21 protein-coding genes and 1 tRNA gene are annotated in these 26,088 nt (G+C 37.1%); 11 read left to right on the top strand and 11 right to left on the bottom strand.

From position 1 onward, the window contains the following. The first annotated feature begins 476 nt into the window (after positions 1 to 476). Entirely contained in the window at positions 477 to 3,794 is a 3,318-nt protein-coding gene (locus ABS766_RS12865) for a T9SS type B sorting domain-containing protein (RefSeq protein ID WP_408085593.1), read from the top strand. Positions 3,795 to 4,116: 322 nt separating this feature from the next. Further along, entirely contained in the window at positions 4,117 to 5,448 is a 1,332-nt protein-coding gene (locus tag ABS766_RS12860) for a sigma-54-dependent transcriptional regulator (protein WP_408085592.1), read from the top strand. On the opposite strand, the gene ABS766_RS12855 is transcribed toward ABS766_RS12860, so the two are convergent. Next, positions 5,428 to 7,857, bottom strand: coding sequence for a hybrid sensor histidine kinase/response regulator (locus ABS766_RS12855; protein ID WP_408085591.1), 2,430 nt, complete (start codon positions 7,855 to 7,857; stop codon positions 5,428 to 5,430). The genes ABS766_RS12860 and ABS766_RS12855 overlap by 21 nt on opposite strands. Before the next feature lie 79 nt (positions 7,858 to 7,936). Next, a complete protein-coding gene (locus tag ABS766_RS12850) occupies positions 7,937 to 8,275 on the bottom strand; it encodes a helix-turn-helix domain-containing protein (RefSeq protein WP_408085590.1) in 339 nt (112 codons plus the stop codon). A 384-nt stretch (positions 8,276 to 8,659) separates the two neighbouring features. Between ABS766_RS12850 and ABS766_RS12845 the strand changes: the two genes are divergently transcribed. Further along, complete coding sequence (locus tag ABS766_RS12845) at positions 8,660 to 9,001, top strand: hypothetical protein (RefSeq protein WP_408085588.1); 342 nt, start codon at positions 8,660 to 8,662, stop codon at positions 8,999 to 9,001. Positions 9,002 to 9,013: 12 nt separating this feature from the next. Here the strand turns inward: ABS766_RS12845 and ABS766_RS12840 are convergent, their stop codons facing one another. Next, positions 9,014 to 10,156 (bottom strand): acyl-CoA dehydrogenase, encoded by a 1,143-nt coding sequence (locus ABS766_RS12840; RefSeq protein WP_408085587.1) that lies wholly within the window; start codon positions 10,154 to 10,156, stop codon positions 9,014 to 9,016. Between the two features lie 87 nt (positions 10,157 to 10,243). On the opposite strand from ABS766_RS12840, the gene ABS766_RS12835 reads away from it, so the two are divergent. Further along, positions 10,244 to 11,311, top strand: a complete 1,068-nt coding sequence (locus tag ABS766_RS12835) for an anhydro-N-acetylmuramic acid kinase (protein ID WP_408085586.1) — start codon at positions 10,244 to 10,246, stop codon at positions 11,309 to 11,311. Here the strand turns inward: ABS766_RS12835 and ABS766_RS12830 are convergent. Further along, positions 11,308 to 11,985: a response regulator gene (locus ABS766_RS12830; protein WP_408085585.1), complete on the bottom strand. Its 678-nt coding sequence runs from the start codon at positions 11,983 to 11,985 to the stop codon at positions 11,308 to 11,310. The two genes, ABS766_RS12835 and ABS766_RS12830, sit on opposite strands and share 4 nt — an antisense overlap. 104 nt (positions 11,986 to 12,089) lie before the next feature. Between ABS766_RS12830 and ABS766_RS12825 the strand changes: the two genes are divergently transcribed. The 6 genes from ABS766_RS12825 (at position 12,090) to ABS766_RS12800 (ending at position 18,105) form a co-directional block, all read left to right on the top strand. Then, positions 12,090 to 12,890 carry a LytR/AlgR family response regulator transcription factor gene (locus tag ABS766_RS12825; RefSeq protein WP_408085584.1) on the top strand — a complete coding sequence of 267 codons (801 nt, stop codon included), beginning with the start codon at positions 12,090 to 12,092 and terminating at the stop codon, positions 12,888 to 12,890. 188 nt (positions 12,891 to 13,078) lie between these two features. Next, positions 13,079 to 13,261: a hypothetical protein gene (locus ABS766_RS12820; protein ID WP_408085583.1), complete on the top strand. Its 183-nt coding sequence runs from the start codon at positions 13,079 to 13,081 to the stop codon at positions 13,259 to 13,261. 58 nt (positions 13,262 to 13,319) lie between these two features. Beyond that, complete coding sequence (locus ABS766_RS12815) at positions 13,320 to 15,374, top strand: tetratricopeptide repeat-containing sensor histidine kinase (protein WP_408085581.1); 2,055 nt, start codon at positions 13,320 to 13,322, stop codon at positions 15,372 to 15,374. A 68-nt stretch (positions 15,375 to 15,442) separates the two neighbouring features. Then, complete coding sequence (locus tag ABS766_RS12810) at positions 15,443 to 16,669, top strand: Glu/Leu/Phe/Val dehydrogenase dimerization domain-containing protein (RefSeq protein ID WP_408085579.1); 1,227 nt, start codon at positions 15,443 to 15,445, stop codon at positions 16,667 to 16,669. A gap of 55 nt (positions 16,670 to 16,724) precedes the next feature. Then, on the top strand, positions 16,725 to 17,939 hold the full coding sequence (locus ABS766_RS12805) for a bifunctional folylpolyglutamate synthase/dihydrofolate synthase (RefSeq protein WP_408085578.1): 1,215 nt from the start codon (positions 16,725 to 16,727) through the stop codon (positions 17,937 to 17,939). Between the two features lie 91 nt (positions 17,940 to 18,030). Next, positions 18,031 to 18,105: transfer RNA gene (locus ABS766_RS12800), tRNA-Val, on the top strand. 82 nt (positions 18,106 to 18,187) lie between these two features. Here ABS766_RS12800 and ABS766_RS12795 read toward each other — a convergent pair. Then, positions 18,188 to 18,511, bottom strand: a complete 324-nt coding sequence (locus tag ABS766_RS12795; RefSeq protein WP_408085577.1) for a nuclear transport factor 2 family protein — start codon at positions 18,509 to 18,511, stop codon at positions 18,188 to 18,190. Between the two features lie 21 nt (positions 18,512 to 18,532). Beyond that, complete coding sequence (locus ABS766_RS12790) at positions 18,533 to 19,315, bottom strand: SDR family oxidoreductase (RefSeq protein ID WP_408085576.1); 783 nt, start codon at positions 19,313 to 19,315, stop codon at positions 18,533 to 18,535. 136 nt (positions 19,316 to 19,451) lie between these two features. Between ABS766_RS12790 and ABS766_RS12785 the strand changes: the two genes are divergently transcribed. Next, entirely contained in the window at positions 19,452 to 19,808 is a 357-nt protein-coding gene (locus ABS766_RS12785; protein WP_408085575.1) for a winged helix-turn-helix transcriptional regulator, read from the top strand. A gap of 423 nt (positions 19,809 to 20,231) precedes the next feature. On the opposite strand, the gene ABS766_RS12780 is transcribed toward ABS766_RS12785, so the two are convergent. From ABS766_RS12780 to ABS766_RS12760, 5 genes are all read right to left on the bottom strand, one after another. Further along, positions 20,232 to 21,668: a serine hydrolase gene (locus ABS766_RS12780; protein WP_408085574.1), complete on the bottom strand. Its 1,437-nt coding sequence runs from the start codon at positions 21,666 to 21,668 to the stop codon at positions 20,232 to 20,234. Between the two features lie 11 nt (positions 21,669 to 21,679). Further along, on the bottom strand, positions 21,680 to 21,889 hold the full coding sequence (locus ABS766_RS12775; protein ID WP_408085573.1) for a helix-turn-helix domain-containing protein: 210 nt from the start codon (positions 21,887 to 21,889) through the stop codon (positions 21,680 to 21,682). Positions 21,890 to 21,892: 3 nt separating this feature from the next. Further along, complete coding sequence (locus ABS766_RS12770) at positions 21,893 to 22,402, bottom strand: DUF2975 domain-containing protein (RefSeq protein ID WP_408085572.1); 510 nt, start codon at positions 22,400 to 22,402, stop codon at positions 21,893 to 21,895. A 321-nt stretch (positions 22,403 to 22,723) separates the two neighbouring features. Beyond that, positions 22,724 to 24,370, bottom strand: a complete 1,647-nt coding sequence (locus tag ABS766_RS12765; RefSeq protein WP_408085571.1) for an alpha-glucosidase — start codon at positions 24,368 to 24,370, stop codon at positions 22,724 to 22,726. Then, complete coding sequence (locus tag ABS766_RS12760; RefSeq protein ID WP_408085570.1) at positions 24,370 to 26,085, bottom strand: hypothetical protein; 1,716 nt, start codon at positions 26,083 to 26,085, stop codon at positions 24,370 to 24,372. Before ABS766_RS12760 ends, ABS766_RS12765 begins: the two co-directional genes overlap by 1 nt. Positions 26,086 to 26,088: the final 3 nt, after the last annotated feature.

Genomic DNA, 26,088 nt, shown 5'->3' with positions numbered 1-26,088 from the left:
TGCAGTTTGTGGGAGAGTATGTCATCGCCTTCTTATATAAATCCCCTATCCTTATGGATAGGGGATTTTTTTTGTTTGTATATTTCTTCAAATACTGCTAACACCCTTTTTAAACAGCATAAGGAGATTTTATGTAGTACTCATTTTTATTAAAATGTTAATAATTTCCATAATACCCCCTTATATAGACGGGGTGTTTATTTAAAAATTGAATAATTATTGTGGAAATTGTGGTTTAAGGTGGGGAAATACGTTTCTGACTTAATTTCTAAAATAAAATAACATTGTAATTGTTAAATTTTTGTTTTAAATTTGTTAATACCAGCTAATTTATATCGTCATAAATTTAAGTTTTTAAATATATAATTATTATAAATTGAAAAATATACCGGGTAACTTTTTTGTAATATATTTTACTTGTACCTGGCATAGTTTTATAATTGAGTTATTAGCTAATAATAGTTAGCTATAGTACTATGAGAAACAGCTGGAAAAGAAACATTACTAGTAATAGAATTAAATTTTTTTGTGTTGCCTGTGTGGTATTTTTAAATATCGCAAGGTCATATTCGCAATTATCTGATTTTACATTAAATGTTATTCCCACTAATGAAACCTGTACTGGTAATGGCTCGCTTACATTCAATGTAGAAGGTGGTACACCTGGCGCTACTTTTTTATTTAATGTAGTTTTATTGCCTGATGGAGATAATCTGGTCACATCATCAACAGTTTTAGAAGGGCTTAGCGCAGGTACTTATCAGGTTACTGCCTTACAAACGTTAGGTGCATTTTCTAATTCAGTACAGCAAACAGTAACAATAGAACAGGAAATAGTTAACCTTACCTATTCAATTTATACCGTAACTCAAAATTGCGATACCGGTGGTCAGGTGGTTATTAATGTACTCACAGGAACCGCTGCCTCATATGAAATTTTTTCTGGTCCTGTTACTATGCCTCTGCAGGAATCTAATGTATTTACCAATTTGCCCGAAGGCTTTTACTATTTTCGGGTTTATGATGAATGCGGAGAAGCCATTGTTCAAAATTTTACCGTTGAATATGATATAGATTCACCTACAGTTTCCCAGCCTATATTCAGTCAGGTAAATACAGGAGACTGCAATACTTTTACAATAACCAATACTATCACATACCCTGAAACTACTACCATAAATTATCCCTTAACTATTGAGTATATTATACATCCGGCTGATGGAGGAGATGATATTATAAGCACCCAGACATTTTATAGTGGGGCACCCTCTTTTTTAGAATTTTCCCACGAGTTTCCTTTTGATGGCGCTACCTATACTTATGATATAGTGGTTACAAATGGTTGCGGTATGCAATATGGCAATAGCGGTATGATTGTAAATCCTGTACCATCGTTAACAATATCTGATAATCCGTTGCCTTGCGGTGAATATTACATCACATTAAATGTTTCTAATTTTATGCCGCCTTATACGGTTGAATTTTTAGATCAGCCTGTAGGGTTTTCACCTGTTGCCTATAACGGTAACCACCCGGGGCCTTTTACTAATCCGCTGGTAAATTATGGAGGCTTAGGCGCCCCATTACCTGAGGGAGTTTATGAAGTGCAGATTACAGATGCATGTGGAAGGACGGCAAGTGACGATATAGAAATAATATATGACTTATTACCTCCCACGGTAGAATCCCGTAATAATGGTTGTTTTAGTAATTCGGGCCGTATAACAGTTTCTTTTCCTGATAGGGAGGTGGTAAGTGCTACTATAACAGAAGCTCCTGCGGCCTATACTGAAAGTCCTGATATTACGCTGCCTCAAAATGTTTCTTCATTTATTAATAGTTCAGGCAAACTTGTTCTTATAAATATGCCGGTTGGTGACTATGTAATTGATATAACAGATTCGTGTGGAGGCCATTATACGGTTGAAGTAACCGTGCCTCCTTTTGAAGAGCTGGAGTTTGAGGCAGATCCTCAACCTGATTGTTCGCCCCAGACGGGCGGTGTTATTGCGCGTAGCCGTAATGGTAAATTGGTTACCATGTTTGTTATAGCTGCACCGTTGGCGTACCCTGAGGCTTTACCTCATGATGTTTCAGATAAAATAGCCGCTAATGGTAAACTCTATATGACTAATTTACCATTGGGTAATTATACTTTACAAGGTGTAGATGTGTGTGGAATACAAAAACAGGTCTCTTTTACATTAGTAAATGAAAATATTGCAATAGATGATTTGTATGTTTTTGAAGCGCATTGCAACTCTTTCGATATCCTGCTTGATGATAATACTGTTTCTGATATGGCAACGCCTGTATATTGGCTGCAAGTAGAAAACCCATCATCGCCCGGAGAATGGATGCATCCTGAAACAGGTATTGTATATACTGAAGGCGATATTCCTAACAGCGATAATTCTTACCAGTTACAGAACAATCACAATAATATTAACCTGGTATTTTATGGGCATTTAAGAATTGTAAGGTCTTTTACTACAGTAGGTGACGGCGTTGCCGAAAAAAATTGTATAGAAATATTAGGTGAGTTTGATTATTATGACGGGGTGGTTGTAGAAAATATTTATGATCTTTCGTGTGTAGCTGATGGGGGAGATATTTCTGTGTATATAGAGGCCGGAGGATTAGCACCTATACAATACAGGATTATTTCTAAAAACGGACAGGATTTTTTAGTGGAAAACGGGACAAATAATGTATTTGAGGGGCTTGAACCCGGTGTGTATGTTTTTCAGGTAGAAGATTCGTGTGGTAATAAAGTAAACAGGATTCAAAATATAAGCCAATTACCTGATTTAACATCGGCTAATCAACCTGATGACATGCTTTTATGTATAGAACGGGGACAGCCCGACCAGCAGGAATTTGACCTTACACAGCAAAACAGCACTATTTTAGGCTTATTGGCTCCGGATATTTATACCGTTACGTATTATGATAACATTGATGATGCCGAGAGTGGTAGTAATCCCTTGCCATATAATTATACCAATAATACTAATCCACAAACTATTTATGCTAGGGTAGAGCATAATTATATTGGTATTTGCCATTCAATTACCCAGTTTGACATACAGGTGTCAGAATATCCTGATGTGGAAACAAACAGCCAGGTTACCATTTGCGACAATCAGGGAGAGGTAGTCTTAATAGCTGATGCAGGTTTTGATTCTTACCTTTGGTCTACCGGGCAGACAAGCCGGTCAATCACAGTTACAGAACCGGGAATCTACACTGTTAATGTGAGTAATATATATGGAAGCAATACGTGTGATGTACTTGTATCTATAGAGGTAGCAGCTTCTGATGAGCCTGAAATTACAGATATAACTATTACTGACTGGACTGAGAATGATAATTCCATTACGGTATCTGCAAGTGGTGCCGATGGTTATTTATATTCGCTTGATGGTATTGTGTGGCAGGAAAGCCCAACTTTTGATAACCTTGAGCCTGATATTTATACCGTATATGTAAGAGACACTTATGGTTGTGGTATTGTTACCCAAGAAGTAGCATTACTTAATTATCCTAAATTTTTTACACCTAACGGAGATGGGCATCATGAAACGTGGAGAATTCCGAATTCATGGATTGAAACCGGATTAATGACGTATATATTTGATCGCTATGGAAAACTTATAACATCATTTGATACTCAGAGTATTGGTTGGGATGGCACATATAACGGTAAAAAATTACCTTCAACAGATTATTGGTTTGTGGTTAAGAGGGAAGATGGCCGTGTATACAAAGGCCACTTTGCCATGATTCGTTAAAAAGTGTAGAAATTCCACAGCAATATGTAGAATTCTACATAATCCAGTTATTGTCATTACAATCTATTTTTTATTTAAAAATCTGTTTTTCAGTATCTTATAATTGTATAAGGTTTTATATAGTACAATGGTATAATTCTTACTTATTATTAAATATCTAACCTTTAATAATAGTAAGGTATTAAAAAGGCAGAAGACATATAGTAAGGTGATTTTGAAGATTTTTTCTTCAGACAAAGGAGACTAATTTAAGTCTCCTTTTGTTTTTATTAACATTTTACAATTATTAAACTCTTAAATTTGTGAGGTATTATTTTACCGGATGAGCTCGAAAATATTGGTTATTGATGACGATACTGCCTTTTGCATGATGTTAAAAACATTCTTGCAAAAAAATGCATATGAAGTAACAAATGCTTTTACTGCCGAACAGGCACAACAGGAAATTTCTAAACAAAAGTTTGATGTTGTACTAACCGACATCAGGCTGCCGGACAGTGACGGGCTCAAAATTTTAAAACTGGTTAAAGAAGCCTCACAAAATACCCAGGTAATATTGATGACCGGCTATGTTGATATTAAAACAGCGGTTAATGCCATAAAACTTGGTGCTTATGATTATGTAGGCAAACCCATAAACCCGGAAGAAATTTTGTATACCATTGGGCAGGCTATCACTAAGAAAGCGGAGAGGCAAACGGCTCCTGTAAGCAAGCCCAAACAAGCCAGTGTGCCTTTTGTAGAAGGGGTAAGTAAAGAGTCGGCACTCTTACATGAGCATATAAAACTTGTGGCACCCACTAACATGTCGGTACTTATAATGGGCGATAGCGGCACGGGCAAAGAGTATATAGCACAAAGCATACACACAAACAGTAAACGCGCCGGTAAACCATTTATAGCGGTTGATTGCGGTGCCATACCAAAAGAACTTGCTTCGAGTGAATTCTTCGGGCATTTAAAGGGGTCTTTTACAGGTGCTGTAACCGATAAAACCGGGCATTTTGAAGCTGCAAACGGCGGGACACTTTTTTTAGACGAGGTTGGTAATCTTTCTTACGAGGTACAGGTACAGTTATTACGAGCCCTACAGGAGCGTAAAATAAAACCTGTGGGCAGTAACCAGGAAACACAGGTAGATATACGTGTAGTAGCCGCGACAAACGAAGACCTTGCCGAAGCGGTGAAAAAAGGGGATTTCAGGGAAGATTTGTATCATCGATTAAATGAATTTACTATTAAAGCCCCAAGGCTTTCTGAACGCAAAAAAGATATCATGATTTTTGCGCTTCATTTTCTTCAACAGGCAAATGAAGACCTTGAAAAAGAGGTGCAGGGTTTTGATGAAGAGGTAGAAGATTTTTTTTGCAGGTATGACTGGCCGGGAAACCTGCGCGAAATGCGGAATATTATTAAGCGTTCGGTTTTGCTTGAAAAAGGTAGCGTTATACATATGGGAGTATTGCCACAGGAAATGCAACAGGCCGTTAAGGAAGGCAGTTTATTAAATACCTATACCAAAGCTGATGAGGAGCGGGCAATAATGCAGGCACTGGAAAAAGCAAATTATAACAAATCTAAAGCTGCCAGGCTACTGGATATAGACAGGAAAACATTGTATAATAAACTTAAGCTATACAATATTAACCTGTAAGTTATAATCGTTTATTAATTGTTGGCGCAAAGCAGCTACCTTTATACAAATATCTTCTATATAATCTTCTAATGCTTTGCCGGTATAGGGCAGGCTCATATCTTCAAGCGGGCTTAAAGCGGCTGCAATATGCCTTGCTTCTATTTGTTTAAGCATGGGTATCATTTTATGGGCCACCTCAGATAACTTTTCTGTATCACCAGTTTTAGCAGCTTTCTTTAAATCCAGGCTATTATCTTCTGCACTTTGCACAAATACGGTTAATATATTTTTTAGGGCCTCATCATCGTTACTGATAAAAAACATCAGGCTGCTAAGGTTATATAAAGCACCGCTTTCATTATTGGCTGATATATTTATTGCCGGAGCTTTAGTATTAAAAATTTCAGCAAATTCATGTAACAGTTTATTTAATTGCAGCGGTTTGGTATGGTGTGCTGTAAAACCTGCCGTTGTATAGGCTTCTCCACTTATATCCTTACTGCCCGAAAGGGCTATCACAGGTATTTGCGCTATTATTTTATTTTGGTGGGCACGTATGGCTTTTACCAGTTCAAAACCGTCCATAACAGGCATTTGCACATCGGTAATTACAGCATCAAAACTGTTTTTTTGCAGCAGGCTAAGCGCTTCGCGTGTATTTATTTCAGTAGTAACGGCTGAATCATATTGGTGCAGCAGTTCCTTCATAAGTGATAACTGCACTGCATCATCATCAATAACAAGTATTTTTTTTCCTGCCAGAAAAGCACTGTCCGTGTCAACTTCAATATTTTTTTCCTCACTGTTCAAAGCCCCTTCCGGTGCAGGTGTTTTAGGTATAGACAGGGTAAATACCGAACCTTTTTCGTATTCGCTCTTAAGAGTTATAGTGCCCCCTAACAGTTCTATAATCCTTTTGGAAATAGTTAGCCCCAGGCCTGAGCCTCCAAAACGTTTTTCTATTCCGCTGTTGGCCTGTGTAAATTCCCTGAAAACAGCATCCTGCTGCTCTTCGGCAATACCTATACCTGTATCTATTACCGATATTTTGATAGTATTTACCATAGTTTGTGCAGTAACTTCTACAGAGCCTTCACTGGTAAATTTTAAGGCATTGCCAATAAGGTTGGTAAGTACTTGTTTTATACGGTAAGGGTCACTTATAAAAGGTGCATCAAGGTCATCATCTACATCCCAGTTTAGTTCAATATTTTTATTTAGTGCAATAGGTTCAAATGTTTTACAAACCGATTCTATAAGTTGTTTTACATTAAATGCTGCCGGCTCAATAGAAATTTTGTTGTTTTCCAGCCTCGAAAAATCCATCAGGTCATTTACTAATTTTAAGATGTAGTCGGCAGATTCTTTTATATTGCCTAAGTATTGTTTTTGTTTAAGGTTTACCTCTGACTGGTTTAATAAATTATAAAACCCCAAAATACTGCCCAAAGGCGTTTGCAGATCGTGTGTTACGGTAGCCATAAGCATGGATTTGCTACGCAACAAATCTTCGTTCTCAGTATTTAGCTCTTCCAGCCTTACGCGGTATCGCTGGTTTATAGATATATCTCGGATTATAATATAGGCAAATAGTATGAGAAAAATAAAAGTAATAGCCCCAACCCACGCCATGGTTTTAACTGTTTTTGAAATAGCCTGTTGCGAGGTGTTGATGGCCTGATAAGAATTTGTAAGAAATTCCTGCTCTATAGTTAACAGTATAGTGCGTAGTTGGTCTGAAATAATACGGTTTTCGTCAAGCAGTTTTTGCTCTTTGAGGTACAGCTCATATTTCAGCTTATTATCTTTTATCAAAACCGTATTAAGCACTTCTCCAAATGCCATAGCCAGAGTATCGTTAGAAACCTGAAGTTTGCTTAGTGAGTCTAACTGTTTAGGGCTTAGTGCAGAATTTACAAGGGCATCCCACTCATGCACGCGCGATGATACAATTGGTTTTACACGGCTTCTTATAGAGTCGTTAGTAGAGTATATTTTTTCCCGCGCAATTTCAAATCGGCTCTTCTTTTCGTACTGCCTGCGGTAGCTTACAATTTCGGCAATACTTCTTTTTTTACGCTTTAAAAGTAATTGTATGCTGTCAAACTTTGTTGCCTGGCTGCTTGTGGCATCTGTTTTAAGAGAATCTATCTGTTTACCAATACTGTCTACAAGAAGGTTATATCGCTCAAGGTTTTCTGAAGATGTTGTGAGTATGGCATTGCGCCCCACAGCTTCTGATGCATACAGCCGCGCAATGGTATTGCTTACCCTTAAAATTTTACTGTTTTCACTGTTATTAACAGAGGGGATGGCAATTTTTAAAATTTGTGTGTATATAAACAAAACGGATACTACTGCTGTTATAAACAACAATAAGTATCCGGCAATAACTTTGTATTTTATGGCTTTTGGCTTTTGTACCATCCCAATAAAAATAATAATCTTATTTTATATAACGGTACAGCCTGCAATAAAAGTGTTGCAATAAAAGTTTTTTAAACAATTAGCTGCGTACCATAACCCTTAAAAAGCTGATTTCATCTTTAAGGTGTTGCACTTCAGACCTGAGGCTTTCAATAAGAATGTCATACACTTCCTTATTAGAGTTAGAGAACTCAGGGTTCATGTTATCAGATATAATATCCGATTCATTAAAAAGATAACTGATGTTCACATCAAGTATACGCGCTATCTTAAGGAGTTTAACAACATTTAGCCTTCTGTCATCTTTCTCAAGGCGCCCGTAGTTACTTTGTGTTACATCAAGCTGAAGCGCCATAACCTCTTGGGTTATGCCCTTTTGCTCCCGCAAATTTTTGATTTTGTGACCGATTACATTCATAATATAAATTTTTAGTTGGATACTGTACGATGATAATTATAATTTTTTTATTTAAACTATAACTTATTATTTGGTTTACTATATAAATTTGTTGATTACTTTTGAATTGTCACCAATAATAAAATACTTCTAAACCACCTTACTTAATTTTAGTGTCTTAGCGTTTGTTTTTACAATAAAAACACTATTAAAATCAAATATCAAAGGTTATTATTTCCTTTTACAGGATAAAAATAACTAAGTGTTTTTAAAAGCAGTCTTGTTAAGGAAAAAACTCGATATAATGTATCGTTTTTCCGTTAAATAACAAATAAAATATAATTATATAGTTATTTTTTAATAACTAATATTTAGATAGTACAATGCACGCATAAAATTTAAGTTATGAAAAAAAAGATATTAGTTTACGACAGGCAATTTGGATATTATAAGCTAATAAAAGAGCTTAAAAAGGAGTATGATTTTTCATTATCAGGTACTGATATTGCACATAATGGATATGAAGGTATGGTGTTTATTATGAGTGATGCGCTGGAAATGCCCGCCTTTGTACAGCTATTTAGAGAAGATATACCCATATTGCTTGGTATAAGGGGCAGGGGGAATAATAACGGGATGTTACAAAACGATAATGTAGTATACCTGGACCTTGAAGACACTAAATATGGTATGGTAAAAAAGCTGGATGCTTTTCTTGACAGGATTAAAACAAAAAAGCTGCTTTAAGCAGCTTTTTTGTTACTTATTAAGTATGGCACGTGATATTACAATTTTCTGAATTTCTGAAGTGCCTTCATAAATTTGTGTAATTTTTGCATCACGCATCATCCGCTCTACATGATATTCTTTTACATAACCATTGCCGCCATGTACCTGTACTGCTTCAATAGTTGTATCCATGGCTACCTGAGAGGCGTATAGCTTGGCCATAGCGCCACTAATATCATAATTAAGCCCGTTATCTTTATCCCAGGCCGCTTTAAGGCATAAATGGCGTGCCGCTTCAATTTGCACTGCCATATCGGCAAGTTTAAAGGCAATGGCCTGGTGGTTGCAAATTTCGGTGCCAAAAGCTTTTCGTTCTTTAGAATATTTAAGCGCCAGCTCATAAGCACCACTGGCTATACCCAATGCCTGAGATGCTATGCCTATACGCCCTCCTGCCAGTGTTTTCATCGCAAACTTAAAGCCAAAGCCATCTTCGCCAATGCGGTTTTCTTTAGGTACTTTAACATCATTAAATATAAGGGAGTGGGTATCGCTGCCGCGTATCCCCAGTTTTTGCTCTTTGGGGCCTATCTCAAACCCATCCATGCCTTTTTCTACAATAAACGCATTTATGCCCTTATGTTTTTTTTCTACATGAGTTTGTGCAATTACTATATATACACCTGCGGTGCCACCATTTGTTATCCAGTTTTTAGTGCCATTAAGTATATAGTGGTCGCCTTTATCTATTGCGGTTGTTTTTTGTGATGTGGCATCGCTGCCGGCTTCCGGTTCAGAAAGGCAAAAAGCGCCTATTGTCTCGCCGGTTGCAAGGCGTGTAAGGTGTTTTTGTTTCTGCTCTTCAGAGCCAAAGGCCTGAAGCCCCCAGCATACTAATGAATTATTTACTGACATGATAACCGATGCAGAGGCATCTATTTTAGAAATTTCTTCCATAGCCAGCACATAAGATATGGTATCAAGGCCACTGCCGCCATATTCCGGCGCTACCATCATGCCTAAAAAGCCCAGTTCCCCCATTTTTTTTACCTGCTCTTCAGGGAAAATCTGTTTTTCATCCCTTTCTATAACTCCGGGTAACAATTCTGTACGGGCAAAATCTCGTGCAGCCTGCTGAATCATCAAGTGCTCTTCAGTAAGTTTAAAATCCATAATACAATAATTGCTTTTTTTGTTTGATTGCACCCAAATGTAATTATTTAATGTGAATTTTCTAATTTCTGTGTGTAAATTTACAGTATGAATAAACATATTTATAATATTATAGGAGTAATGTCGGGTACTTCGCTTGATGGTGTCGACCTTTCTTACGTTCAGTTTAGCCTGAGCGGCGGTAACTGGAAATATAGAATTATCACTGCTGAAACCATACCTTATTCTGATAAATGGGTAACAAGGCTTAAGGAGGCTGTAGACTATACTACCCAACAATTACAACAGCTTAATAATGAATATACCGTACTGCTGTCCGATATAATACGCAGCTTTATTGCAAAACATAAAATTTCAGGTATTGATGCCCTTTCATCGCATGGGCATACCATATTGCACCAACCGCAAAAAGGAATTACCCTGCAAATTGGCAACCTGCCACAAATTGCCACGTTAACGGGGCAAAAGGTGGTTTGTGATTTTCGCGTTCAGGATGTGGCAATGGGGGGGCAGGGCGCACCCTTAGTGCCCATTGGCGATGCACTTTTGTTTGCCGACTATACTTATTGCCTTAACCTTGGAGGCTTTGCCAATATATCTTTTGAGGAGCATGGCAAAAGGCTGGCTTATGATATATGTGCTGTTAATACGGTACTTAATTTTTATTCTGGGAGATTGGGGTACCCGTATGATAACGGTGGAAAAATAGCCCGCGGCGGTAAGTTGAACAATGATTTGCTTTTTGAGCTGGAAAGCCTTGAATTTTATAATAAACCCTATCCCAAATCATTAGGGGTAGAGTTTGTAAAGGCTACAGTTTTACCCCTTTTGGAACAATATAATATACCTACCGAAGATAAATTGCATACCTATGTAGCCCATGTAGCAAGCCAGATAGCACAATGTGTGGCAACACCAAATTGCAGTTTGCTTATAACCGGTGGTGGGGTGTATAACACGTTTCTTATTGAAAAGATACAAGCGCTTTTACCAGGTGTTGCCGTTGTGTTGCCAAATGATGATACTATACAATATAAAGAGGCATTAATTTTTGCACTTTTGGGCGTACTAAAGCTGAGGGGAGAAATTAATGTGCTGGCAAGTGTTACCGGTGCACAAAAAAATCATAGTTCCGGAAAGATATACAGCACTTAAATAAACCCTATTTTTTTTATGGCTTCTACCAGTTCATGATCATCGCCGCCACGGCCCTGTAACAGCATATTTTTCATTCTGGCTTTTCTTTTTTCTATAGCAGTTAGGGATAAAGGTACATAATTAGGGATATTTTTGGTAGATATACCTTCAGATAAGCGCATTAGTATCTGTTTGTCGTATTTATCGAGATTGTAGTTTTCAAACACCTTCTCTTTAAGCGATTTTACTATCTTGCTGCTAAGATAATTGTCTCCACTAAAAATAATTTTAAAAGCATTTAAAAATTCATCAATATCAATATCGCTTTTACATAAAATACCCTGCGGGTTAATTTCTTTAATAAGGCGGTCTATAAGCGGCGCCTCACTATGCATGGTGAGTATTATTATAGTACAGTCGGGTACTGCCTTACGTAAAAGCACACCAAGGTCCAGCCCGGAATATATGTTTTGGGCCGGGTAGGGCGGAAGGCTCAAATCTAGGTAGGCTACATTAAAGGGTGTACCTTTATTGTTAGATTCTGTAATAAGGTTATAAGCTTGTTCGCAATCAAGCGCTTTACTAAAAACAAGGTTGTAACCTTCAAATTTTTCATCAGACAACACATTAATATAACCGTTTATGGTCATGGGGTGGTCGTCAACTATTAATATATTTAAATCCTGGGGCATAAGAATTTGTATATTTGCAAAATTATAAAAATTACAGTTTCACTGTAAAATTATTAAATTGCATTTTGTTTATATAATTTTAAATTTATTTACGAAACATTATAGTGCAATATTTCTATCTTATTATAGATGACAGTCCTGATGTATCAGAAGAATTAATATTGTATTTAAAGAACCTTCCCGGCTTTAAATGCCTGGCTACCACATCTGATAAAGAGGAGGCTGTCAACCTTATATTGGAACATAATCCAAAAATTGTTTTTTTAAATCTTAGTAATAAAAGTAAAAACGATTTAAATTTCGGAATAATTACTGAATTATACCAATATCTTAACGATTTGCCAGCATTTATAGTATTGTCAGATTCTGAAAAACATGCTTTTCAGGCAATTAAGGCTGGTGTTTTTGATTATTTGTTAAAACCACTTGAGCCCAATTCGCTTCGTAAATCAGTTTACAGGTATGTAAAACTTAACCCCGGTTTGCAAACTGACATTGCTTTGACATTGTTACCTCCTGAAGACCAGGAAGTGCAGGGTAAAACCGAACAGCAGCGCAATGATGTTGATATACAGGTTTGCATAAAATCATATGGGGATTACCAGTTTATAGCCCTGAAAGATGTAGTTTACCTTAAAGCTGATAATAACACTACAGATTTTTATTTGCAGAACGGAAAATCAATTACAGCCTACAAAACATTAAAACATTACGAAAATAACCTTCCTCCTTTTTTTTACCGCATACACAACAGCTATATAGTTAACAGCAATTATGTTTCCCGTATCAACACGGGTAAGTCTTTATGTTATCTTAGTGAAATAGATATATCTGTACCTTTTTCTAAAACTTTTAAAGAAAGTGTAGATGCTATTATACGTAATATTGCTCCGGAATATTTATAATATGCATAATTACCCTTTAAAAAAGGTTAACCACTCATAAACAACCCTTATCTACTAAAGTCCAGTGTTTTTAACTGTTTTATTGGTTTAATCGGCCTACTTTTGCTGTGTAATCATCCAACAACAATAGTTTTTTAAACCGAATTATTCAAAATATAAATAGTTTAAACATCTAAAACTTTACTAAAATGAAAAGAATTATCTTAACCCTTAGCTTAATCAGCGTACTAAGCCTGTCTGTAGTTTCATGCTCAACAGACGACAGCGGACTAACTAATAATGATACTACACAAACAGACTTTGGTACAGGTTCTGATTGTGGTTGTTCAGGAGGAGCGGACCTTCCAAGGCCGGTGCCACCAAAATTTTAATATCTGAATTAGGTATAAAAAGCCCAATATCGAATAAATTTAAAATAAAATCTTATTTTTGAAAGGCAATAGTACTAATACTATTGCCTTTGCTATTTTGAAACGGTTTTTATTTTTTATACTTATAATATGCGCAATATCCTGCCAGCATGAACCCCTAGACCAGGATAAGCTTAATGCTTTGTTTGAAATAGCTGAAGACAACTCTATAAGCGCAGATGTAAGGGAAAAGTATCTGGATTCTGTTTCAGATATTCTGTCACGACAGAAAAACGACTCGCTAACCCGGTTAAACTACAACCGTGTGGCCTCCGACTACTATTCAATACGCCAACAAGACAAAACACTCAGGGCATCTAAAAATGCTATTGAACTGGCCCGTGAGGTTAATGACACACTAAACCTGGCCAATGCCTATTATATTTCGGGTATTATATATTATGAAACAGCACAAAATGACAGCGCTTACATATATTATAATGATGCCGAACGCTATTACCGCCAATTGGGTATTATGGATAACCTAGGCGGGGTTATTTTATATAAAGCTTATATTTTATATAACATTAATGAGTATGTGCTTTGCGAAACCGAAGCATTTAAAGCGCTCGCCCTGCTTAAAAAAGAAAATAAGGTTGTTGAGGTGTATCACTGCCTTAACCTTATTGCTACCGCCCTAAACGGACAAAATAATTATGAGGAGGCAATAGATTATTTTGAGCAGGCGCTTGACCAGCTTGATAAATTTAAAAGCGCCGGTTATCCTGATAATTATATAACTTCCTATCGTATTTCCTGTTACAATAACATTGGCTGGGTATACCAGAAAATGGAAAAATATGATAAGGCTATTGATGTCTTTAGCGGACAGTTAAAAAACAACAATAATCTCAGGCAGAATTATCCTGCACTATATGCAAAAGTTATAAGTAACCTTGCCTATGCCAAATTTAAACGGGGTGACAGGACCGGGGTTGAAAGCATGCTTAAAGAAGGGCTTAAGATAAATGACAGCTTAGATAACGTTTCGGGTATTATAGGAAACAGACAGAGCCTTGGGGAATATTACCTGGCCAAAAAAGATACCGTACATGCGTTAGATTATTTAGTGTCATCATACAAACTGGCCAGTAAAACCAAACGGCATGAAGATGCACTTTTAAGCCTGCGGTTTTTAACAGATGCAGACAAAAAAAACAGTTTACAATATAGCGACCTGTACATTCGCCTTAATGACAGTATACAGGAAAAGGCCAAGCAAAATAAAAACAAGTTTGCCCGCATTGAATATGAAACCGAACGGCTTTTACACGAGAAAGAAGTGCTGGCAAAAAAGAACAGTTTTATAATAGGGGTATCGGTAGTGGTTTTACTGTTTATAGCTGCAATATTTATTATTTACTACCTTAACTCACGCAATAAAGAACTGGTTTTAATGCAGGAGCAGCAAAAAGCCAACGAAGAGATTTATCAGCTTATGTTTGAGCAGCAGGCTAAAATAGATGCAGCACGTGCCGAAGAAAAAAATCGTATAGCCATGGAGTTGCACGATGGTATTTTAAATAATATTTATGCAGTACGCCTTAACCTGGAATTTATCAATAAAAAATCTGATGATGCCTCTATACAGTTACGAAAAGAATATATAAAACAGTTGCAGGGTGTTGAAGCAGAAATCAGGGGTGTATCGCACGAACTGAACCGCAACTCTATTCTGTATGATGATAAAGGTTTTGACCTGTTGCTTGGTTTTATGATTACTTCCCAAAAAAATAAATTTAACACACAGTTTGAGGCTATTGTTGATGAGGTAATAAACTGGGATGATTTATCAAATTTATATAAAGTAAATATTTACAGAATAATACAGGAATCGCTCCAAAATATAAATAAGTATTCTCAAGCAAAAAATGCAACGGTACGAATACTAAAGGATGGAGCAAACATACACATAATTATATCTGATGACGGTGTTGGTTTTGATACCGAAAAAGCGCGCAGCGGTATAGGATTAAAAAATTTACAGTCGCGTGCAGATGCGCTAAAAGGCACCTTGCATATTAAATCAACACCCGGCAACGGAACAATAATAGAGGTGTTTTTACCCCTATAACTTTAAAATTATCCTTAAAACAGAGTTTGTTTTATATCTTTGCAGGCAAATAAGATATTCGCAAACAAATGAAAGATTTACTGAGTAAATTTGAAAATAAACAGCCTGAAATAGTTTTTGAGTGGAAAGATACTGAAACCGAAGCCCAGGGGTGGACGGTTATTAACTCATTGCGTGGTGGCGCTGCCGGTGGCGGTACACGTATGCGTAAAGGGTTAGATATGAACGAAGTGCTTTCTCTTGCCAAAACTATGGAGGTTAAGTTTACGGTTTCGGGTCCGGCAATAGGCGGAGCTAAATCAGGTATAAATTTTGATCCTGCTGATCCCCGCAAAGAGGGAGTATTGCAACGCTGGTATAAAGCTGTTTCTCCACTGCTGAAAAGCTATTATGGTACAGGTGGCGACCTTAATGTAGATGAAATACATGAGGTAATACCCATGACTGAAGAATGTGGTGTGTGGCACCCGCAGGAAGGTGTTTTTAACGGCCATTTCAGGCCAACGGATGCCGATAAAATCAACCGTATAGGCCAGTTGCGCCAAGGTGTTGTTAAAGTAATAGAAAATCCTGTTTTTTCGCCCGATGTAAACCGAAAATACACCGTGGCAGACATGATTACCGGATATGGTGTAGCCGAAGCTGTAAAGCATTACTATACCATTTATGGCGGCACTATAGAAAATAAAAAAGCAATAGTACAGGGCTTTGGTAATGTAGGTGCAGCAGCAGCCTTTTACCTGGCAAAATCTGGCGCAAAAATTGTTGGTATTATAGACCGCGATGGCGGGCTGATAAATAAAGATGGTTTTAGTTTTGATGAAGTAAAGCAGTTGTTTCTTAACAAAAAAGGCAATACACTTGGCGCAGCCAATATGATTCCGTTTGAACAGATTAATACTGAAATATGGAGTACGGGCGCCGAAATATTTGCCCCTTGTGCTGCCTCAAGGCTGGTAACCAAAGACCAGGTGGACCAAATGGTAGCTGCCGGGTTAGAAGTTATATCCTCCGGAGCTAATGTGCCTTTTGCCGATAAGGAAATATTTTTTGGCCCTGTTATGGAGGCTACAGACAGTAAAGTGAGCCTTATACCTGACTTTATATCTAATTGTGGTATGGCCCGGGTATTTGCCTACTTTATGGAGAAAAAAGTACAAATGACGGATGAAGCTATTTTTATGGATACTTCTGAAACTATAAAAAAAGCCATACAAAATATTTATACACAAAACAGTTCAGGCAAAAACATGAGTTTTACGGCTTTTGAAATTGCCCTTAAACAACTGGTTTAGTAAAATTTAAAATAAGCTGATGGCAGGTACTCACTATATCTGCCATTTTTTGTATATGAATTATAAGGAAACCGTTGAGTGGATGTTTTCGCGCCTGCCAATGTATCAGGCACAAGGCGCTTCGGCCTATAAGGCAGATCTCAGCAATACCCTGTTGCTGGCAAAACACCTTGGTAACCCCGAAAACCGTATTAAAACCATACATATTGCCGGCACCAACGGCAAAGGGTCGGTGTCTAATATGCTGGCCTCTGTATTGCAGGAAGCAGGCTATAAAACAGGGTTATTTACCTCACCCCACCTTAAAGATTTTAAGGAACGTATAAAAGTTAACGGCAGGGATATTACCGAAGAGTATGTGTGCCGCTTTATAGAAAACAATAAATCTTTTTTTGAGGAAAACAGCCTGAGTTTTTTTGAAATGACGGTTGGCCTGACCTTTGATTATTTTGCCGCAGAACATGTTGATATTGCCGTAATAGAAACCGGTATGGGCGGCAGGTTGGACTCTACCAATATTATTACCCCGCTTGTATCGGTAATAACCAATATAGGTTTGGACCATACCCTTTTTTTAGGGACTACCCTGCCGGAGATTGCCGGGGAGAAGGCCGGTATAATAAAGCCAGGCATTCCGGTTGTGATTGGGGAGTACACCGCAGAAACCAAACCTGTGTTTATAGACAGGGCTAAGGAGAAGGGCGCGCATATTTATTTTGCTTCAGATGCTGTATTGCCTGATTATCCTTCTGACCTGAAAGGTAATTATCAGAAGAATAATATTAAAACGGTGTTGCAAACACTGGAAGTAATTTCCGAAAAAGTAAATATTTCACAGGACGTTGTTAAAAAAGGGCTTTTATGTGTAAGAAACAACACCGGTTTTAGTGGTAGATGGCAGCAGTTACAGCAAAATCCTGTTGTAATAGCAGATACAGCCCATAACAGCCATGGGTTAAAGCTTGTTATACAGCAACTTGCTGAAATGGAGTATGATGTATTACGGATGATTTTTGGTGTGGTTAACGATAAAGACCTCTCGGATATATTGCCCTTGCTGCCAGAAAATGCTGTATATTATTTTTGCAGGCCCAATATACCACGTGGTCTTGATGCAGCCAAATTGCAAGAGCAAGCCTTTGAATTTGGTTTAAATGGTAAAATATATGGTTCTGTTTCAGAGGCTTATGAGGCTGCGTTGCATGATGCCACAGTAAAAGATTTAATTTATATTGGCGGCAGTACTTTTGTTGTAGCAGAAATTTTATAATTTTTTAATTGAATGTTTGCAAATATTAAAATCTACACTATATTTGCACTCGCAATACGGAACTGGTTACAGCAGTATAGCAAAACAATAAGGGCGATTAGCTCAGTTGGTTCAGAGCACCTCGTTTACACCGAGGGGGTCGGGGGTTCGAATCCCTCATCGCCCACAGAAAGACAATTAAAGCCATTGCATTCCAATGGCTTTGTTGTTTAAATAACTTATAGTAACAGTCACACTCTCTTTTAGGTTTAATCGGTTACTTTTAAATGCTGAATTTGCCCATCAGCAATATCAAAATGAAATTTTAGCGTGATAGGGCTTCCTGGAAATGTTCCTGAACATTCTGCAATTAAGATGCTTGTTGTGCCGCTTTCGGTATATTCCATTGGTTTCATTACCGATTGGTAATTTTTGTTTGAATGATCAATCCATTGCTCAATTTCAATTCGTCCTTTATGCGTTTTGCCTTCGTCAAGCACTACGGCTGTTTCTGAAAACAGGTTGGCATACGTTACAGCATCAAATTCGTTCTGTGCTTTAATCAAGTGTGCTACTACTTTTGGTAAGTTCATGGTTATTATTTTTTAAGATTATTAAATTGTTGGTACAGTACCGCCATCAATTACATATTCAGTTCCTGATAAATAACTGGCTCTCGGAGAAACAAGAAAACCAACCAATTCAGCTACTTCTTCCGACTCAGCGGGCCTGCCGTATGGTATTCCGCCCAATGCATCCATTACACCTTGCTGTGCTTTTTCTACAGTGCTATTGGCGTTTCTTGCAATCTCAGCCAACCAAGCTTTCGACGCTCCTGTATTGATCCATCCGGGAGAAACAGTCAGCACCCGAACACCTTTAGGTGAAACTTCATTCGATAAACTTTTACTATAGTTTCTTAATCCTGCTTTTGCAGCCGCATAAGGCAAAGTGGAGTCATACAGTGGCAGTATTCCTTGGATAGAAGCTATATGTATAATAACGCCGTTTTTCCGGTCTATCATTTGAGGTAAAAACCCTCTGTCCAGTCGAACCGGAGCAAGCAAATTAGCCTGTAGAGTTAATTCCCAATCTTCATCAGATAATGCAGTAAAGCCACCAGCAGGTGTTGTTGAGGAACCAAGATTGTTCACCAAAATATCAAGCCTTCCGTAAGCCGACAGCACTTCGCTGACCACTTTTTGTGTTCCTTCTGCTTTACTCAAGTCGGACGGAATGAAATGAAGTTTGCTGTTTTCTTTTTCCGGTGCGTTTCTTGCAGTGATAATAACTGTTGCACCAGCTTGTAGCAGTCTTTCTGCAATGGCTCTTCCGGCTCCTTTTGTGCCTCCTGTTACTAAGGCAATCTTCCCTGATAATTCATTTTGATAGTCCATATTATATTGTATTTTAAATTTCTATTGTACAAATCTCGGAAGTATGTTACTTCCTCACAAGTAAGGATTTACGATTCATATAGGGATAAATTATTCCCCTATTGTACATATAGGAACATAGGATTACTTTTGTAATATGTATGAAAGAAAAATAATACCGAACTTAAACTGCGGGCTTGACCTAATAGGTGAAGTACTTTATGGTAAATGGAAGATACGTTTGCTTTGGTTTATTAATGAAGGCCATAAAAGGCCAAGTGAATTGCAGCGTAAAATACCGGATGCTTCACGCAGGGTTTTAAATATTCAGCTGAAGGAGTTAGAGGAACATGAACTTGTTTCAAAAATTATTTACCCTGTTGTGCCTCCTAAAGTTGAATATAGCCTTACAGATTTTGGAAAAACACTAATTCCTGTAATTTCAGCTATTGGGAATTGGGGAGATGAGCATGAAAAACGTTTACGATCGCTTATTTTAAAACGTTTAGATTAAAATAAAGATGTAGAAAAACTCATATTCATTTTGTTTTACCCTCAGTCAATTCTTTATATTTGACAAATAGTATACCTCTACTAACCTCGGTTTTGTAATAGTGTGGATTTAGTGCTAAATTCAAGTTCAGTTTCTCAATTGAACTTCTAATCTCTAAATCCGCTTCTTTGATAAGTTGAATGTTGTTTAGTTGTTGAAATAAAATTTATTATTTCTGGTCTCTTTGGCGATTCTTTTCTTCTTCATCTTATTTGGGAAATTTACTAAAAGTTGCCACCTGGTTTCGTTCAATATTCCTGAAATTATACTTAACACATGAAATCAAAATATATTTTTGTAGGTGCTTGATAGATACCTTCTTGATAGTAGAAATCGCTATCTAACAACTTGTTTACAAATCATGTTTCTGGTGTTGCAGCCTCATTATTCTCTTTTCAGGTTAGATATTATCGATTCCGCATTTTTGTTAGTTGGGTCTAATTCCAAAGATTTTTCATATGCTTTTTTTGCTTGCTCTTTATAGTTCATTTTTAATAAACATTCTCCCAAGCTATCAAATGCATTTGAGCTTTTTGGATTTGCGTTTGTATTATATTCAAAAATCTTTACAGCGCTTTCATTTTTCCCTTGCTTCAGTAATTCGTAGCCAAATTTATTCACGCCATCCTCATAAAAATCATCAATTAAATATTTAGAAACAGGATTTTTCAGCCAAGCAATGATTTCATCAACCGTTTTTCCTTCTCTATATAGAATTTCCATCGTTTTTGGTATTGGCATTCCATAAAGTATATTTTGGACAGCTTGTTTAGGCATTGCTCCATTATAATGATTTTGCAAAATTATGATGGTTTTATCAGTATCTAAATCTCTTTCAATGTAGGTTAAGTAACCTGGCCATGCTCCACTATGTCTTGCAATTTTCCCAAAAGGCTCTGTGTCCAATACTCGCCAGCCGTAACCGTGATGCGCTAAAGTTCCATCACTTAATATGCCATTGCTATTAATTAATTTTAAGCTTTCCTTTGAAAGTAATTTATTGTTTTTTAATGCCCTGTTCCATTTGTAAAGGTCATTTATTGTAGAATTTACAGTGCCATCTCCTTCTACGCCGTCTAGCCAAAATACAAATTTTGACCTTTCATAATCATCTGGCAAAATATAATCGCCATTTAGGTAGAGATAGCCCACTGCATAATTTTTGATTTTTTTACCTGAAAATCTTCTGTGATATACAAAAGTTCTGGTCATTTTGAGCGGTTTAAAAATAGCAGATTCCAAAAATTCGGCATACGTTTTTCCAGATGTTTTTTCAATTATTGTTGCAAGTAAAGCATAGCCTGTATTGCTATATTCTTCTTTTGTATTTGGTTCAAAAAGTTCATTAGGTTGCTGTTTTTCCAATATTTTTATAATATCCTTGTTTGTGGCTATTTTACTTTTGTCCCAAATTGTATCCATTAAAGCCATATAATCAGGTATACCACCAGTATGGTTCATTAAATTGCGGATTGTTATATTGTTATATTTGTATAATTCTGGAATGTACTTTGAGATTTTATCATCCAGGTTCAATTTTCCCTGGTCTTTGAGTATTAATATTGCCATTGCTGTAAAAGGCTTAGTGCAAGAGGCTAACTCAAATATAGTATTCTCATTTAGTTTTTCTTTTGTACTTTCATTAGCATAACCAAAACTTTTTGTAAAGATTATTGAATCTTTTTCGGCTATTAATATATTTCCATTGAATTTATTTGAGTTGTATAGACTGGTAAATAAACTGTCTATTTTTTGTGTTTTGTTTTGACCAAAAACAGTTTGGACAAAGACTATTATGAGTACATATAATATTGATTTCATTTTATGTTTTTTTAATTTTCATTTCGATATTCTAATATATCTCCCGGCTGGCATTCAAGAACCGCACAAATGCTTTCTAAAGTGTCAAATCGTATTCCTTTGGCTTTACCGGTTTTCAGTACAGATAAGTTAACTGGTGTAATCCCTATTTTTTCTGCTAACTCTTTGCTTTGCATCTTTCGTGTGGCGAGCATTACGTCAATGTTTATTATAATGGGCATAGGCTATATATATAAATCTTGTTCGTTTTGTAAATCGACTCCTTGTTTGAATATTTGCGCTAAAAAGTAGGAAAATATCCCAATTATAAAGTGTAATATGATTAGCAGAATCACATCCCTGTCAATAGTACTAAAAGTATAGGCAATTAGCGTTGCGAGCGAAGGAACAAAAAGGTTTAATATGTAGAAGTATTTTAATTGGTTGATATTTTTTTGTGTAAATAATTTTGTTTGCATAAATACTTTCAAAACATTTCCTAAAAGCCAAAAGAAAATGCCGTAAAGAACAAATACCAATAAATAGTCAAGAAGGATATAAGTCAAATTATATTCTCCTATAAGGATGGTCTGTTTAGTAAACGGAAACAAAATATTAAAATAGTCTCCCTCAAATTTTAGAGACCATCCAGTCAATAAACTTATAGTTGAATAAATTGTCAAAAAAGCATACACAAAAGCGCAAAACCTGCTGAGATAAAATAAATTTTTAGCTATATTCTTAACTTCTTTCATTACTTTACTTTATTAAAAATTTAATGCAAATATATAATAAAATATCGTAAAACGATATGTGTTAAATTTTATTTTGATAGTAATATATTCTTTTAGGGTTGAAGAATAATATTTGCTTATTTCGGAAATTCCTTTAGAAGTTTGGCTTTTTACGCTTACACTTCAGTAGCAGAAAAAACCTTTGCATATACACTCAAAATCACGTATGTTGGCGATAGTAGAATTGCTACATTTTGACTGTAAGCACATTCAACCAGCAACTAATTTTATATAGTGTTATAATGCATTTTTTTATTCTCCGTGAAAAACAATTTCATAATTTCAATTTTGCTCCCTTACTATTTTATAAATGCAGAAACTGTTTGTTTTAAGCAGAGCTTGCCCTGAAAGTAGTATTGCATTATCAGGTACAGGATAAATAAAGGGGTTCCCAAAATTTAGCACAGCGGTTATATGGGTATTACCAAGCGTGCGTGTAAATACAATAACGTTATCATTACAGGTTAGACTAGAATAACTGCCATATTGTAAAGCCGGTTCACTGTTGCGTAATGCTATTAAGTTTTTGTACTGGCTGAGTATGGAGTTTGTATCTGCAGATAACTTTGCCACATTGTTTTCAATGTAATCAGGGTTTACCTTAATCCAGGGAACTGATGTTGAAAACCCTGCATTTTCAGAATTATCCCATTGCATGGGGCTGCGGGATTTATCACGGTTATTTTCATTAGCTATTTTAAGGGCTTCTTCGGTAGTTTTGCCATCCTCAATAGCTAAACGGTAGTGTGTTTTGCCCTGTATGTCTATAATCTCATTGTATGATGTTGCAATACTGTTATGCATACCAATTTCTTCCCCGTAATATATAAACGGTACACCACGGGCAGTAAGCGTTAGTGCTGTAAGGGCAACAGCCTTTTGGGTATTGCCACCAGCAAGCCTGTCTAGCATCCGGGGCATATCGTGGCTACCAAAAAACAGGGTGGGATAGCCCGGCATTTCCTGTTCCATATCCTGCAATTGGCGGAAAATTTTTTCGACAGAAAACTCAGCAATACTGCCAAAGTTAAAGTTGAAAACAACATCCATCATATCAGCAGACTGATATTGCCTGAGGATTGTAATTTTATCACTACCTATTTCTCCAACGGTAAATCGGTTAGGGTACTGGCTTACAATGGATTTTAGTTTTTTTAATACTTCTTTTACACCACTTTGGTCAATGTCATATACATGTTCCTGTTTTCCGTCTTTCACCGGGTTGTCTTTGGTGATACCATCGGTAGTAAGAAAATTAATAACATCAAACCTAAAGCCATCAACACCTAAATCCAGCCAGTACCGCAACACCTGTTTTATTTCAGATACTACTTGTGGATTAGACCAGTTCAGGTCGGCCATAGTTACATCAAACTTGTGATAGTAATACTGTCCTGTTTGCGGACTTAGCTGCCAGGCCGTGCCGCCAAAAAACGACTCCCAATTGTTGGGCTTGTCTTTCCAGATGTAATAATCCCTATAGGGATTATTTTTAGATTTTTGTGCTTCCTTAAACCATTCGCTTTCTGTTGAGGTATGGTTTACCACCATATCCATAATTACTTTTATATCTCTGCTATGTGCTTCTTTCAAAAAGATTTTAAAATCTTCTATAGATCCATACACAGGATCGACCGCATAATAATTGGCTACATCATAACCGTTATCTACTTTTGGAGATTTAAGAAATGGCGTAAGCCAGATGCCTTTAATTCCGAGGTTTTTAAGATAATCCAGTTTTGATGTGATGCCGTTAAAATCGCCGTACCCATCGCCGTTGCTATCGGCATAGCTTGGCATATATATTTGGTAAAATACAGTTTCTTTCCACCACGTTTCCGGCAATGCGGCTTGTTGTGCCAGGCCGGTAGTACTGTAAAGCAGTAAAAAACACATTGATGCCGCCAGGCAGCTATACAAACGTTGCATTACTGTTGTTTTACATTGTAGTCTATTACAACGGTATCTACCATCATTTTTGATCCTGAATACGTTACCTTGCCTTTTGCAGGCGTCATGACAATGACAGCCGAACTTTTAGCCGGTATGGTAACTTTGGTAGTAGTGCAGGCTTTTTTATTGATAAACATACCGGAAACCGTATCGTAAAATTTGGTTTTATTACCTTTTCCGGCAGAGATTTTAATTGTTTTGGCTTCAGCATAAGGATTGTAGTACAAATAAGTTGGATAGGCTTCATCATGAAAAAAGTCGGTAGCCAGTAAGTCCAGCTGCAGGATGCCTGTTACATTTGTTTTTTTAATTATACTGCCAAAAATACCCACGTGCCCGCTGCCATAAACGCTCAATTGCGATTCCGGCGGATTTTTACCTAAAACCCATAAAGGTCCGTCGCCCTGCGCAACGGGGGCAGGTACATCTTGATATTGCTGCATGTTAGATTGTTTGATGATGCCCTCATAGGCAATTACATTTTTGCTTACATCAGCCAGTTGAGGTATAGTTTCGTGGCCATCGGGCATATACTGCGGATAGAAGAATTTTGAGGCATTAGCGGCATTAAGCATCCATTTGCCAACACCATCGGCATACTTCTGGTTATAACGCACCAGTGGTACCACAGGCCAGGCCATATCATACGTATTCATTAAAAAACCATACCCGCCGCGGTCTACCGTGCTGCCTACAATCCCGGAAATATCATAACCGTTCCAGTTGCCTGTCAGCACACCCCAGCCTTCACGGCAAATGGCGGTGCCATCAAAACTCCAAGACAGCATTTTATCAATATCGTACGATTTGCCTTCCTGGGCATTTATGCGGGCTGCAAGGTATGCCCCAAATGGCATCAGCAGCTCATATGTTGGGTTTACCGGTTGCGACTGCAATGCCGAAAGTGCCGAAAGCGCACCGTTAAGATATTTTTTATCACCAAACTTTTTATAGGCGGCATACAATACCCACGCATGCCCGGCAGCTGCATCGGGCTGGGCACAAATATTATTTTTCATGGGTTTCATGTTGCCGTAATCAAAAAAAGAGTAGTCATAATTACCATTTAAAATAACATCGGCTTCATAAAATTTATCTGCAATTTTACGGGCTATTTCTTCAAGTCCCGGCTCATCAGGATAATTTTCATAAATGGCATAAAAAAGTAAATTGGGGTACACATCATACCACCAGTCGCGCCCATAGCCGCCACCCAAAAGCGCTACTTCAGGGCAGGTATTGTTCATCATAATATCCCAGCCGGTATCCCTGTTATAATAGTTTTTAAGCATGGCAACATAGTTAAGCCCACGGTCATTTGTTTTGTCAATGCCAACCAGTGTAGCGCCTAGTGTGGCACCCATATTTGCCAGTGCTTCATGAAACATGCCCTTATTGTTTTGTGGCCCCTGCCTTACATCGCCTATCGCGGTATAAATACCTACTACATCCTGAGGATAATTTTTTTTAGAGGTATCCATCCATACCAGTGGCCAGTATTTTCCTGTAGCATTAAAATCAAAAACTACGGTATTAAAATCATGGGCCAGTTTATTATAATCTATAATATCAAAATGAGAGGGCATGTCTGGCATCTGGTCTACGCGTGGTATAGCTTTTTGTGTTACCTGGGCAGTCAGGCTGCAGGCTGTTATTAAAAGTGTAGCTAAAAATATTTTAAAAATAGTCATGTT

This window comes from Flavobacterium rhizosphaerae (assembly GCF_046000445.1).
GTDB lineage: Bacteria > Bacteroidota > Bacteroidia > Flavobacteriales > Flavobacteriaceae > Flavobacterium > Flavobacterium rhizosphaerae.
This window is presented reverse-complemented; position numbering and strand designations above follow the sequence as displayed.

What these genes read in the sequence shown, in the direction of transcription:
- ABS766_RS12865 (WP_408085593.1), top strand. Translation starts at nt 477, where the DNA reads ATGAGAAACAGCTGGAAAAGAAACATTACTAGTAATAGAATTAAATTT.
- ABS766_RS12860 (WP_408085592.1), top strand. Translation starts at nt 4,117, where the DNA reads ATGAGCTCGAAAATATTGGTTATTGATGACGATACTGCCTTTTGCATG.
- ABS766_RS12855 (WP_408085591.1), bottom strand. Translation starts at nt 7,857, where the DNA reads ATGGTACAAAAGCCAAAAGCCATAAAATACAAAGTTATTGCCGGATAC.
- ABS766_RS12850 (WP_408085590.1), bottom strand. Translation starts at nt 8,275, where the DNA reads ATGAATGTAATCGGTCACAAAATCAAAAATTTGCGGGAGCAAAAGGGC.
- ABS766_RS12845 (WP_408085588.1), top strand. Translation starts at nt 8,660, where the DNA reads ATGAAAAAAAAGATATTAGTTTACGACAGGCAATTTGGATATTATAAG.
- ABS766_RS12840 (WP_408085587.1), bottom strand. Translation starts at nt 10,156, where the DNA reads ATGGATTTTAAACTTACTGAAGAGCACTTGATGATTCAGCAGGCTGCA.
- ABS766_RS12835 (WP_408085586.1), top strand. Translation starts at nt 10,244, where the DNA reads ATGAATAAACATATTTATAATATTATAGGAGTAATGTCGGGTACTTCG.
- ABS766_RS12830 (WP_408085585.1), bottom strand. Translation starts at nt 11,985, where the DNA reads ATGCCCCAGGATTTAAATATATTAATAGTTGACGACCACCCCATGACC.
- ABS766_RS12820 (WP_408085583.1), top strand. Translation starts at nt 13,079, where the DNA reads ATGAAAAGAATTATCTTAACCCTTAGCTTAATCAGCGTACTAAGCCTG.
- ABS766_RS12810 (WP_408085579.1), top strand. Translation starts at nt 15,443, where the DNA reads ATGAAAGATTTACTGAGTAAATTTGAAAATAAACAGCCTGAAATAGTT.
- ABS766_RS12805 (WP_408085578.1), top strand. Translation starts at nt 16,725, where the DNA reads ATGAATTATAAGGAAACCGTTGAGTGGATGTTTTCGCGCCTGCCAATG.
- ABS766_RS12795 (WP_408085577.1), bottom strand. Translation starts at nt 18,511, where the DNA reads ATGAACTTACCAAAAGTAGTAGCACACTTGATTAAAGCACAGAACGAA.
- ABS766_RS12790 (WP_408085576.1), bottom strand. Translation starts at nt 19,315, where the DNA reads ATGGACTATCAAAATGAATTATCAGGGAAGATTGCCTTAGTAACAGGA.
- ABS766_RS12785 (WP_408085575.1), top strand. Translation starts at nt 19,452, where the DNA reads ATGTATGAAAGAAAAATAATACCGAACTTAAACTGCGGGCTTGACCTA.
- ABS766_RS12780 (WP_408085574.1), bottom strand. Translation starts at nt 21,668, where the DNA reads ATGAAATCAATATTATATGTACTCATAATAGTCTTTGTCCAAACTGTT.
- ABS766_RS12775 (WP_408085573.1), bottom strand. Translation starts at nt 21,889, where the DNA reads ATGCCCATTATAATAAACATTGACGTAATGCTCGCCACACGAAAGATG.
- ABS766_RS12770 (WP_408085572.1), bottom strand. Translation starts at nt 22,402, where the DNA reads ATGAAAGAAGTTAAGAATATAGCTAAAAATTTATTTTATCTCAGCAGG.
- ABS766_RS12765 (WP_408085571.1), bottom strand. Translation starts at nt 24,370, where the DNA reads ATGCAACGTTTGTATAGCTGCCTGGCGGCATCAATGTGTTTTTTACTG.
- ABS766_RS12760 (WP_408085570.1), bottom strand. Translation starts at nt 26,085, where the DNA reads ATGACTATTTTTAAAATATTTTTAGCTACACTTTTAATAACAGCCTGC.